This is a genomic window from Staphylococcus sp. LKG4-2 (genome assembly GCF_050955665.1).
Taxonomy (GTDB): domain Bacteria; phylum Bacillota; class Bacilli; order Staphylococcales; family Staphylococcaceae; genus Staphylococcus; species Staphylococcus saprophyticus.
On record NZ_CP194532.1, the window covers coordinates 513,750 to 525,903 of the forward strand.

Genomic DNA, 12,154 nt, shown 5'->3' on the forward strand with positions numbered 1-12,154 from the left:
TATTGAAGGGAGTATCAGTATGATAAAAGCAATTGCGGTAGATAAAGATGGTACATTTCTTAAATCTGACCATACCTATGACAAAGCATATTTTGATCGTTTATATCAAAAAATTGTACAGCAAAATATAAAATTTATCGTAGCTAGTGGTAATCAATATGCACAGTTACGCTCATTTTTTCCTGACAAGGTAGATAATATCACTTTTGTAGCAGAAAATGGCGCGGTAACTTATCAAAATGATGCATTGTTGACAGCACATTATTTTGACCAACAACTCATATTTGAAGTTTTAGAAATGATTCATCAAACGTATCATATCAGTGATGTTGTTTTAAGTGGTATACATTCAGCATATGTAAGTGATGAGAGTAGCGACGAATTCCTAAATTTTATACGAAATTATTACTATGATATCAAAAAAGTAGCTTCATTTAATGAAATCACAGAGGATCACTTTGTAAAAATAGCTTTACGGATTAAAGATGAAGACTTGGTTAAGCAAGTGACTAACGAAATAGAACAACGTTATAAAGGGAAGATACGTGCAGTGACAAGTGGAAATGACAGTGTGGATTTAATCTTACCTAGTGTGAATAAAGGCGTTGCGATCAAAGAATTGTTAAAAGAATGGGACATACAGCAAGACGAATTACTCGCGTTTGGTGATGCCAATAATGATTTAGAAATGCTCGGTTTAACCATACATAGTTATGCTATGGCAAATTGCAGTGATGAATTAGCAGCGATTGCAAAACATCGGGCACCGTCTAACGATGAATCAGGTGTTTTACAAGTGATTGAACGATATCTTCAACAATAGTGCATTTAATAATAAAACTCAATTTCAGTTATACCTGCCAATGAATAGAGGCGAGTTATAACTGAAATTGAGTTTTTATTTGCTAATTTACAATTAATACAGGTATGTCAACATTACTTGCAATTTTGTGTGTAACGTTACCAAGTATATTCTTGATATCAGATTTTTCACGCGTATTACTCATTACGATAATGTCATATGCATTTTCCTTCACTTCAGTCAAAATCGCTTGTTTAATATAACCTGCGCTAAATTTAACCGTGACAGTTAAATCGAGTGCTTCTAATTGTTGAATGAAAGGTGAGAGCACTTCGTTCTTCTCGTTTGCTAAATCTTCAAAATGCTTATTATCGTAACGTACCGACGTTTCAAGTTCACTTTCTGGAATAACATTAAATACTGTAACTTCAGCATTTTCAACGCCATTGGTTAAATTTTCCAATTCTTTAGGGACGTTATTGAACGAATTATCAAAGTCATAAGCTAATAATATTTTCTTATACATGATAGCGCCTCCTTTTTATTCATATACCCTATTAAAAATAAAGTAATAATTTAATATTGATGATTAAGTGATTGCTTAAATAAATAGGATGACGCTTGTTAGCATAGCGTTATTTTACATCTAAACCGATAATTTCGTTAACATTGTTGTAGCCATTTGATTTAAGATAATGTGCTAATTGTTTATTCAATTTCTGAGTTAGTCCTGGACCTTCAAATACTAAAGCACTATAAATTTGAACTAGCGATGCACCTTGGCGCATCATTTTTATGACATCTTCTGCGTTGAAAATACCACCAGTTCCGATAATTAAAAATTGGCCATCTGTTTGTTTATAAGCATAAGAAATGAGTTTAAGATTACGCTCGAATAGTGGTTTGCCACTTAAACCGCCAGTTTCTTCACGATGATTTGAATGCAGTGCTTCACGTTGTTGTGTTGTGTTGGCTAGTATAATGCCATCAAAAGTTTGCGTAATTGGTGTTAACATTGCACCAAGACCATCTAAAGATAAATCAGAAGTTAATTTTATGAAAATAGGAACATTAAGGCTTTCTTTATATTTATATGTCTGAATAGCTTCGCATAATTGCGAGAATTCATCTTTATCATGGAAGCTTTGTAAATTTTCTGTATTAGGTGAGCTGATGTTGACAGTAAAGAATGTGACGTCGTTTTTAAACGTATCAATCACTTTGATGTAGTCTTCATAACGCGCTTCATAAGGTGTGGATTTATTTACACCAACATTTAAACCGACTGGAATTTGATAACGATGCTTGCGTAAATAACTTAAAGCTTTATTCATACCTAAATTGTTAAATCCCATGCGGTTAATGAGTGCTTGATCTTCAACTAAACGATACATACGCGGTTTTGGATTACCTGGTTGTGGTTTAGGCGTTATACCACCAAGTTCAATTGATCCAAATCCTGCATTTTCTAAAGCTTTAGGAACTTCACAAGATTTGTCGAAGCCGGCTGCTAAACCAATAGGATTCGCAAAGTGAATGCCTTTGAGGTTTTGGTTTAATGAGTCGTTTTCGTAATGAAAGATTTTTTTAATTACAGTTAATAATTTTGGATGGTTTTGAACAAATTTAAGCGCGTCTATCGTCATTCCATGCGCTTTTTCAGGATCGAATTGAAATAACATTGGTTTGATGAGTTTATACATATAGTGATCGCTCCATTTATCAAATTTAATTAAAAATATTTATGTATCTTAAGTTCAATATGTAAAAAAGCTGAATTGAAAATGATGTCTTTAATAGACTAGCATTTTACGGAATATATGCCTAGACCAAATAAAAATAATTAATAGAAGTTTCACAGAAATCATTGGGTAGGTTTGTATGATTAAGTAGATAAGAAAAAGGAAATAACCATATATAACTTAATTTTAAGAGATTAGTGGAGGGATGATTCATGAATCAAGCGTGGCAATCACAATTGCCTTTAAGTCATATTAAAAATATCGTTCCTGTAAGTGGTGGAGATGTTAATGATGCATTTCGTATTGAAACGGATCAGGAAGATTATTTTCTACTAGTACAACGTAAGAGAAAGTCAACTTTTTTTGATGCCGAAATTGCAGGGCTCAATTTATTTGAAAAAGTCGGTATTACTGCACCGAGAGTCATTGATAGTGGAGAAATTGAAGATGACGCTTATTTACTATTAACTTATTTAGATGAAGGCGTGTCAGGTAGCCAAGAAGCATTAGGACAACTTGTGGCGCGTATGCATAGCGAGCAACAAGCAGATAATCAATTTGGTTTTGATTTACCTTATGAAGGTGGCGATATTTCATTTGATAATAGTTGGACGAATAGTTGGATTACCTTGTTTGTAGAAAAACGCTTAGATAAGCTCAAAGATAGATTGGTGCAACAAGGATTATGGGGAGACGCAGATGTCACTCAATATCAGGCAGTACGTCGTGTGATTGTAAATGAATTAGAAAGTCATAATAGCAAACCTTCATTATTACATGGCGACTTATGGGGCGGTAATTACATGTTTTTAACAGATGGTTCACCAGCGCTATTCGATCCTGCACCATTATATGGGGATAGAGAATTTGATATAGGCATTACTTCAGTGTTTGGAGGATTTACGCAAGCATTTTATGACGCTTATCATAAGCACTATCCACTGAGTGAGGGAGCAGATGTGCGCTTAGAATTTTATAGATTGTATCTTTTAATGGTACATCTAGTTAAATTTGGTGAAATGTATGCAGGTAGTGTTGATCGTTCAATGCAAAAAATATTAAATCAATAAAATAAGGAAGTGGGATAGAAATCAAATTTTCTAATAGAGATTTCGTATGCCTATCTATGCAATCAAGGCAAGGATGACTCGGATAAAGGTTTGCCTGAGCTAACGTTCATACATCAATCTCACTAGCATTTTTATGTGGCATAGCTAAGTTTCAGCTGATACATCAGAATGATTTGTGTCCATAAAAATGAAAACATCGTTTCTTTAAACAAGTGAGACGTTACATTTTCAATTCAGTCATCTACTGCCTAAACGAAAAAGAGCCTGAGGCATCTAATTATGTCTCAGGCTCTTACTCATAACAATCAAGTATCTCTAGATGATTCATTTAAATTAATCTATATCAAGTGTACCCATTTCTTCTCTTAATTGGTAAACTTTGTCTGGTGTCACGTCTTCACCTAAAGGATCAACTACTTTTAACGTTGAAAATGTATGGATTACTTGTCCACGTATCATTTTCAAATATTCTTGTCTCAAAGTTTGTTGTTCTTCTTTTTCTTCAATGCTTAACGTTTCTATTTTTTCTTTATTTGCAAGTTCATTAATTCTGTCTAGTAATGTCATTGTTTTTTTCCTCCTGTGATAAATGAGGTGGGAAGTGTGGAATAATATAATCGCCGACCTCAGTTAATAGTGATTTATATGGTCTATCATTAGATGTTAAATGCAACATCATATGATTTGTACCGATTTTTTCATATGATTTTAAAATGTTTAATAAAGTATTTCTACCTAAACGGTAGCCACCTTTAATTGGTTTAACGAGTTCATTAGGATTTAAAGATAAGTCGATAACTAATGGATGCATAAATGGTTTGAATACATCATTGTTATGCCATTCTTTTAATAAAGCTTTTTGTTTTTGAAATGGTTGTGGATAAAACATAAGGCCATCCATATTTTTCTTAATCCAGGAGAGTTCCTGTCGCGAATATCCTGTAGCAAACATGGGTATATGATTGTGTTTTGGCAATATTTGAAGACCTGAATCTTCATATAATTCAAATATTGAATTTGATATTTTTGGCGAATGTGATTGCCACAAATCATTCATTGCATAGATCGCATCCTGGAATTGCTTTGATAATTGCGTTTCTTTTATCTTGAAAGCTGGAAACTCAAATGGACGATCTCCTGTTGCTAAACCTAATAAAAATCGCTCGTCTGATATCAAGTCAAGAGAAGTTGCAGCTTTAGCTGTATGAATTGGATGACGCAATGTAGCAACAATACTAGATGTTCCGAGAGCGATTTTCGATGTTTTAGCGCTTAAATAAGATAAAAATACAAACGGATCGTAGTTTGTCGTTACATTACCTAAATGTGGACTATAAAGTGGATTATCTCTCACAAAAAGGCTTGTAAATCCAAGATTTTCAGCATACTGTGCTAAATCAACTTGATTTTCAAACGACAATGCGATGTTTTCAGAATTATCAAAAGGCAGCATTAATCCCAAAGTTAAATGGCCTTGTTGAAAAGTCCGTTTGAAACCATTGTGTTTTTGAATTGTTGTCACGTCTATCCCTCCTTAACTTGTATTTACAACACCTGATAACTAACTAACACGTGTTGTATAAATGCATTGTATACTGATTTGTTAACTAATGCAAACAACATGTTTATGCATATATTGTCTAAACAACAAAAATGAAATTGTGTTGTTTATTCACTAAAAAAGTCAGTTGAATTTAAATGATATTTATTATTTTAAAAGCTAAATTTCTAAAACGATAATACAATTATTTGATTATTATCCGAAAATTCATTAAATTGAAATAGAAAAAATTTTGATGGAGGTTGTTTATGCTTAAAAGAAAACTACGAGGTGGTATCATATTCATAATAGCTTTATTATGTACTGTGATCTCGATAAATGGAAATACATATGCTGCAACGCAAACACATCAATCGACTGATCAGTCAGCTCAGTCTGAAGACGCTAAAGTCGGTACCAATCAAATTAAGACAAGAGTCGTCTTACCTAATGACGATAGAACACAAATAGAAAATACAACAAATGGTCATTATCAATCTGTTGGCTATATTAGTATTGGAGATAATATTGCGACGGGTGTTGTGATTGATAAAAATACAGTGTTAACTAATAAACACGTTGCCAACCTTTCTGAAGGGAATATGAATTTTTCACCAGCTGCCCAAAATGAAAATACGATGCCTTATGGTACATTTTCTGAAAAAGAAATTGAAGTGTACCCAGGAAATGAAGATTTAGCGCTTATACATTTAAATAAAAATAAAGATGGGCAATCAGTTGGAGATGTAGTTCAACCGGCGACTTTAAAAGATGCCTCAGCGGTAACAAAAGATATGCCGATTACCGTAACGGGTTATCCAGGAGATAAGCCCTTGGCTACAATGTGGGAGAGTAAGGGCCAAATACTGAATACGAACACTACTGAATTTGAATATAATGCGAGTACATTCGGAGGTAATTCTGGCTCTCCTGTATTTAACGAAAATAATGAAGTGATTGGTATACACCAAGGTGGTATTGAAGGTGAAAGTAATAGTGCCGTAGCTATGACAGATGATGTATTGAGCTTTATTAATAAGAATAAAAGTTAATAAAAGGTACAAGCATGAAATCCACGACAGAGACCTAATAAGTCCTGACGTGGATTTTTATTTTAAAATCTGTTTCATTAGAAAGGGTAGTGCACCCTCAATGTAATCATTTGCTGATAATTGACTACTATGAAACCAATGCTTAGCTGTACCGTATAACCCCCATGAAAGAAATCTCGCACTTGCCGCAAGAGATTCTCTTGTTTCATTTGGATGTTGTTGGACAAGCAATGTTAAAAAGATATCCTCTAACTCTTCTTTCACTCTTTTTTCAACAACTTGTCCATAGGCTTCGCTATTTAATTTACATTCATTATGTGTTTCTTGAATATAACTCGTAATTGTAATGAAGCTAGAAGATAATGTCGTTTCGTTAAGTTCTGAAGAAACATCTAATGCATCATTTAAATTTTTTAATACAGTTTCTGAGAGCGTATAATCCATAATGTCATATTTATCATAAAAATGAGCATAAAACGTAGCGCGATTTACCGTTGCACGTTCCGTAATGTCTTTAATTGTTATAGTTTGTAATTTTTTTTCTTTAGCAATTTCACGAAAGGCGTCCATCAACAACTTTTTAGTTCTGGTTACTCTTGGGTCAACATGTGTTGTAGTCATTGACCTCATACCTCCTCTAATTTATAAAACGATTATGTATTCAAACAAATTATCTTGCTTTCGTAACGAGATGTCAATGTGAATGATTTGAACTGCATATATTACAAATTAAGCAATACGTTTAAAAACCTTACTATAAAACTTTGTCCCAAAATATTTTGTGATTTGAATTACAGTGTCATGTTATTGTTTTCCTTAATTATGCTGTTCATGAAACTATAGATGAAAATACCTAATGTAATTATGATGATCCCTATCATACTAACTGTGCTTGGAAGCGGTAAGTCCAAAAGGAGCATTTCACCAATTAATGTAAAAATGATTTCAGTCGCTTGTGTCGATTCGACTGCTCCAAGTTTTGCTTGGTTATGTTTTACCATATTGGTTGCATAGAAAAAGAGTGTCGTAGCTATTATCCCAGAGAATACGGCTACGATAAATATCTGTAAAAGTTGATTAGAAGAAGGCGGACCGGACTTCAATACACCACATATAAATATAACCACCCATATAGGTAGTGTGACGAGCGTCATACCATAAATACGTTCAAGTGTATTTAATTGATTATCCACAAGAATCATCATCTTACGATTACCTAAAGGATAGCAAAAGGCACCTATAATTAAAGGAAGTACCGACATGATAAAAACTTGTATTTCAATATGAGAAACTTGAGGTATTTGGACAAGTACAACACCCAAGACCATAATGCTAGAGGTACCTACAGAGCGCCAAGAAATACGCTCTCTTACTTTTATTTGTTGATGATTTATTTGCACATATTCATAAAATAATGGCGCGAGGAGTAGACCACAAATGATTGTTAATTGCCATGTTGCAGAGATAAGCCAGCCGGGACTGTAATTAGCGACAAATGTAATTGGCATATAAAAAAATACAAATCCTAGGGTACTCCAAATCATCCATGGAACAAAATGCGTTTTAATATGATAATGTACTTTAGTTAGGTTCTTTTTAATGTATATAATTATAAAAAGTATGGGGAACATAAATAAAAAGCGTAATGAAGCACTAAATAGCCAATTGCCTTCATCTTTAGCCATTGCATGATTCAAGATAAATGTTACAGAAAAAAATAATGCACCAAGAATACCAATTAATATTGCACGCATACGATTCACCCTTTAACATTGTAATTGAAAATAATTAATATTTTTAATTTAACATTTATTTAAAAATTAGCAAAGCTAGTATGTTTGTAAATATATTTATAGGAAATAATAAGTGTAAAGCAATATGATTTCATTTGTGTTAAAAGTATTTTGATACTTATCATGAAAAAAGTAGTATGATAAAAATGTGCAAATATTTCGAATAAGGGGTAGAAATAATGGCAGATAAATTAAAGGAGAACTCAGTAATCGGCATATACAGTTAATTGCGATTGGAGGAGCCATTGGAACCGGATTGTTTTTAGGTGCTGGACAATCTATTCACTTAGCTGGACCATCCATTTTACTCACCTATATTATTGTTGGATTTGTGTTGTTTATGTTCATGAGGGCAATGGGAGAAATGTTATTGTCAAACACTGAATTTAATTCTTTTGCGGATATCACGCATGAATATGTAGGGCCGTTAGCTGGATTTATAACGGGATGGACATATTGGTTAACATGGATTATTTCAGGGATGGCAGAAGTGACAGCAGTAGCTAAATATGTATCCTTTTGGTATCTAGATATTCCAAATTGGTTAACAGCACTGGCATGTGTATTGTTACTTATGTCGTTTAATTTATTAAGTACGAAATTATTTGGCGAATTAGAATTTTGGTTTGCAATAATCAAAGTAGTAACTATTGTGGCATTGATTATTGTGGGCATTGTAATGATTATCATGGCTTATAAAACGCCATTTGGTCATGCTAGCGTATCAAATATCTATCGTCATGGTGGGGTGTTCCCTAATGGTATGTCTGGTTTCTTAATGTCGTTTCAAATGGCAATCTTTTCATTTGTCGGCATTGAGATGATTGGTATCACAGCCGGAGAAACAAAAAATCCTCATAAGACAATTCCTCAGGCGATTAATAATGTGCCACTTAGGATTTTACTGTTTTACATTGGTGCGTTAGCAGTCATCATTTCTATTATACCTTGGAATGAACTAGATCCAGAAGGCAGCCCTTTTGTGAAAGTATTTGCATTAGTGGGGATACCATTTGCTGCAGGCATGATTAATTTTGTTGTGTTAACAGCTGCAGCGTCAGCGTGTAATAGTGGGATATTTGCTAATAGTAGAACACTATTCGGATTATCAGATAGAAAACAAGCGCCACCGAAGTTTCAAGCGACAAACCGTAAAGGCGTACCTGTTGTCGCAATTCTTGTAACGTGTGCATTATTGTTATTTGCAGTATTATTGAATTATTTTATTCCAAATGCGACGACTGTGTTTGTGTATATCAGTACAGTTTCTACAGTATTAAATATCTTTATTTGGACAATTATTATGATTGCCTATGTAAGGTATACCAAAGCACGTCCGGACTTACATAAACAAAGTAGATATAAAATGCCAGGTGGAAAAATTATGTCGATTTGTATTATTGCATTTTTCGTATTTATTTTCGGGGTATTATTTGTTAACCCAGAAACACGTATTGGGGTTATTTTAGCACCTTTATGGTTGATTGTACTTGCTTTAATGTATAGACAATACAAAAAGCATACAGCTGAGTAATGCGTGCTTTTAACATGAATACGCATAGGTTGTGAATTTTTATATTGGAGTGATTAAAATGAGTAAAAAAATAATTATGGATTGTGACCCGGGTCATGATGATGCAATCGCATTAATTTTAGCAGGAGCACAAAACAGTCCATTAGATATATTAGCTGTGACAACGGTAGCAGGGAATCAATCGGTAGAAAAAAATACCAAAATGCTTTAAATGTATTAGAAGTGATGGGAAGAGATGATATTAGTGTCTCTGTTGGTGCTACGCGTCCACTTATTAAGCCAGCATCCTTTGCTTCACAAATACACGGCGATAGTGGGTTAGATGGTCCGAAACTGCCTGAAGTCCCAGCACTAAAACCAACGCAAAAACAAGCAGTCGATGTTATTATCGAAACATTGAAGCAAAGCAAGGAACCAGTCACGCTTGTTGCAACGGGTCCATTAACCAACATTGCTACGGCGCTGATTAAGGAACCAAATATCACACAACATATTGAATCTATTACAATTATGGGCGGTGGCACCTTCGGGAACTGGACTCCTACTGCAGAATTTAATATTTGGGTTGATGCAGAAGCGGCTAAGCGCGTCTTTGAATGTGGTGTGTGTATCAATGTGTTTGGTTTAGATGTGACGCATCAAGTATTAGCCACAGATCATGTTATCGATAGATTTAAACAGATTAAGAATCCAATTGCAAACTTTGTTGTAGAACTTCTAGAATTTTTCAAATCTACGTATAAAACGCACTTTGACATGGATGGTGGTCCAATACATGATGCTTGTACGATACTTTATTTGATGCAACCTGATTTATTTACAATGCAACATACACATATCGATATAGAGCACCAGAGTCCATTGACATATGGCACGATGTCAGTAGATTTAAATGATATTATGAATAAAGAGAAAAATGCCTATTTTGCTACAGCGGTCGATGTAGCGAGTGTATGGACATTAATGGAAAATATGTTAGCAAGTTATGAGAAGCATACACATTAACAAGCAGGCATTTATAAGCGGGAGTGGTACAGAAATCTGATTTTACTATAAAGATTTCATAGTGCTGCTCCTTTTTGCTACAACTAAAGTATGAGCGCTAATTCAAGCGAATTATTAGAGATTTATCACTATAAAAAGTATACTAAAAAGCCAATACTTAAAATGATTAAAAGGTGAATCAAATAGTGAAAAATGTAATGAAATGGATTGTCTTACTAATAATTATTATTGTTCCACTAACGTGGTTAATACTGAATATAAATGATATAAAAGAAAATATGAATGAAACATTTACTACACAAAATCAGGACGCAGACCAAGGTGAAAGTGAAGGTTCTTTTATTAAATTTTTCGATGGCAGTAGGGAAACAGAAAATTTTGGGGAATATGAATTTAGTGAATTTGATGGTAAACACTACGGCATCGATTATCATTTGCCTGAAGATACGCCAATCAAAGCGGCTGCTGATGGCAAAGTGACGCGAACATTCGATGATGATTTAGGTGGTAAAGTAATTCAGATAGCAGAGTCAAATGGTGAATATCATCAGTGGTATATGCATCTTAATGAATTTAAAGTGGAAGTAGGAGATGACGTTAAAGCAGGTGATACGATTGCATTGTCAGGTAATACCGGTGAACAAACGACTGGCGCACACTTGCATTTTCAACGTATGGAAGGTGGCGTTGGTAACGATTATGCGATAGACCCTAAAGATTATGTTGAAGATTTGCCAAATGGAGAAGAAAGTTTATTTGAAGTAGAGTAAATCGCTATATTAAATAAAAGAGATTCTAGAAGTTAGAGTTTTTCATACTATTAATACCAAACAACACAAGAAGTAATGAAAAATGGGGTTTATGAAAAAATAATAGCTTTTGAGATAACGTGAATAGGGCGAGACGATGAATTCAAATGATAATGTTTGATTTCATTGCCTCGCCCTAATTTTTATGGTCTTTTGGTATATCATAGATAGAATCGTATTGTAATAAATCTTGATGAATTGCTTCCCATAAATAGAATGCACCAATTGAAGCACAACCCTGCCATTGTTCCTTACAGATAGTGAGTTGTTTCTTTCTTTCGGCTTTGGTTGTTTGATATAACCATTGAGCAGCACGTTGCAATCCAACATCGTATATAGGTAATATATTTTTGCGCTGTAATGTAAATAGAAGAAAAACTTCGGCAGTCCATCTGCCAATCCCTTTAATTTGAGTCAGTGCGTTAATAACGCTATTATCGTCCATTTTGTAGAGTTGTTCAAAATTCAATTGTCCATTGCGCACTGCAAATAGTACATTTTGGATATAGTTTATTTTTGATTGAGATAAACCTAACGCTTTCATTTCGGATTCTCTTAGTTGTGATAATTGATTTACCGTCCAGTGATCGTCAATGGCGATGGATAATTTTTGGAAAATAGATTGCGCTACAGCTACTGTAATTTGCTGTCCGATGATAGACCGGATAAGGGATTTTAACGGGTCTGGGCGCGTCTGAATCTGTAAATCTCCTATCTGGTTAATTAACTGCGCAAGTGTGGCATCTTGTTTAATTAGCGTTTGTACGCATGCATCTTGAACGGAAATTTGCCATGTATTCATAAATT

General features: G+C 34.0%; 11 protein-coding genes and 2 pseudogenes. 6 read left to right on the top strand and 7 right to left on the bottom strand.

Annotated features, from left to right (window positions below; genetic code table 11):
- The first annotated feature begins 19 nt into the window (after positions 1–19).
- Entirely contained in the window at positions 20–823 is an 804-nt protein-coding gene (locus tag ACM6UH_RS02370; RefSeq protein ID WP_002482232.1) for a Cof-type HAD-IIB family hydrolase, read from the top strand.
- 82 nt (positions 824–905) lie between these two features.
- Here ACM6UH_RS02370 and ACM6UH_RS02375 read toward each other — a convergent pair whose 3' ends face one another.
- Both ACM6UH_RS02375 and ACM6UH_RS02380 read right to left on the bottom strand, forming a co-directional pair.
- Positions 906–1,328 carry a universal stress protein gene (locus ACM6UH_RS02375; protein ID WP_011302262.1) on the bottom strand — a complete coding sequence of 141 codons (423 nt, stop codon included), beginning with the start codon at positions 1,326–1,328 and terminating at the stop codon, positions 906–908.
- A gap of 109 nt (positions 1,329–1,437) precedes the next feature.
- Complete coding sequence (locus tag ACM6UH_RS02380; protein WP_047504672.1) at positions 1,438–2,505, bottom strand: quinone-dependent dihydroorotate dehydrogenase; 1,068 nt, start codon at positions 2,503–2,505, stop codon at positions 1,438–1,440.
- A gap of 251 nt (positions 2,506–2,756) precedes the next feature.
- Here ACM6UH_RS02380 and ACM6UH_RS02385 point away from each other — a divergent pair, with 251 nt between their 5' ends.
- On the top strand, positions 2,757–3,614 hold the full coding sequence (locus ACM6UH_RS02385) for a fructosamine kinase family protein (protein WP_011302264.1): 858 nt from the start codon (positions 2,757–2,759) through the stop codon (positions 3,612–3,614).
- 333 nt (positions 3,615–3,947) lie between these two features.
- Here ACM6UH_RS02385 and ACM6UH_RS02390 read toward each other — a convergent pair whose 3' ends face one another.
- Positions 3,948–4,181: a DUF896 domain-containing protein gene (locus ACM6UH_RS02390; RefSeq protein WP_002482236.1), complete on the bottom strand. Its 234-nt coding sequence runs from the start codon at positions 4,179–4,181 to the stop codon at positions 3,948–3,950.
- On the bottom strand, positions 4,159–5,136 hold the full coding sequence (locus ACM6UH_RS02395; RefSeq protein ID WP_011302265.1) for an LLM class oxidoreductase: 978 nt from the start codon (positions 5,134–5,136) through the stop codon (positions 4,159–4,161). Before ACM6UH_RS02395 ends, ACM6UH_RS02390 begins: the two co-directional genes overlap by 23 nt.
- A gap of 287 nt (positions 5,137–5,423) precedes the next feature.
- Between ACM6UH_RS02395 and ACM6UH_RS02400 the strand changes: the two genes are divergently transcribed.
- Complete coding sequence (locus ACM6UH_RS02400; RefSeq protein WP_047504669.1) at positions 5,424–6,206, top strand: trypsin-like serine peptidase; 783 nt, start codon at positions 5,424–5,426, stop codon at positions 6,204–6,206.
- A gap of 57 nt (positions 6,207–6,263) precedes the next feature.
- Here the strand turns inward: ACM6UH_RS02400 and ACM6UH_RS02405 are convergent, their stop codons facing one another.
- Both ACM6UH_RS02405 and ACM6UH_RS02410 read right to left on the bottom strand, forming a co-directional pair.
- Complete coding sequence (locus ACM6UH_RS02405; RefSeq protein ID WP_011302267.1) at positions 6,264–6,827, bottom strand: TetR/AcrR family transcriptional regulator; 564 nt, start codon at positions 6,825–6,827, stop codon at positions 6,264–6,266.
- 170 nt (positions 6,828–6,997) lie between these two features.
- Positions 6,998–7,960 (bottom strand): DMT family transporter, encoded by a 963-nt coding sequence (locus ACM6UH_RS02410; RefSeq protein WP_433911992.1) that lies wholly within the window; start codon positions 7,958–7,960, stop codon positions 6,998–7,000.
- A 218-nt stretch (positions 7,961–8,178) separates the two neighbouring features.
- Here ACM6UH_RS02410 and ACM6UH_RS02415 point away from each other — a divergent pair.
- The 3 genes and pseudogenes from ACM6UH_RS02415 (at position 8,179) to ACM6UH_RS02425 (ending at position 11,308) form a co-directional block, all read left to right on the top strand.
- Positions 8,179–9,533: pseudogene (locus ACM6UH_RS02415) on the top strand (amino acid permease).
- A gap of 58 nt (positions 9,534–9,591) precedes the next feature.
- Positions 9,592–10,538: pseudogene (locus tag ACM6UH_RS02420) on the top strand (nucleoside hydrolase).
- A gap of 197 nt (positions 10,539–10,735) precedes the next feature.
- Entirely contained in the window at positions 10,736–11,308 is a 573-nt protein-coding gene (locus tag ACM6UH_RS02425; protein ID WP_225791786.1) for a M23 family metallopeptidase, read from the top strand.
- A gap of 175 nt (positions 11,309–11,483) precedes the next feature.
- Here ACM6UH_RS02425 and ACM6UH_RS02430 read toward each other — a convergent pair whose 3' ends face one another.
- Complete coding sequence (locus tag ACM6UH_RS02430) at positions 11,484–12,149, bottom strand: DNA-3-methyladenine glycosylase family protein (protein WP_061050471.1); 666 nt, start codon at positions 12,147–12,149, stop codon at positions 11,484–11,486.
- Between the last annotated feature and the right edge of the window lie 5 nt (positions 12,150–12,154).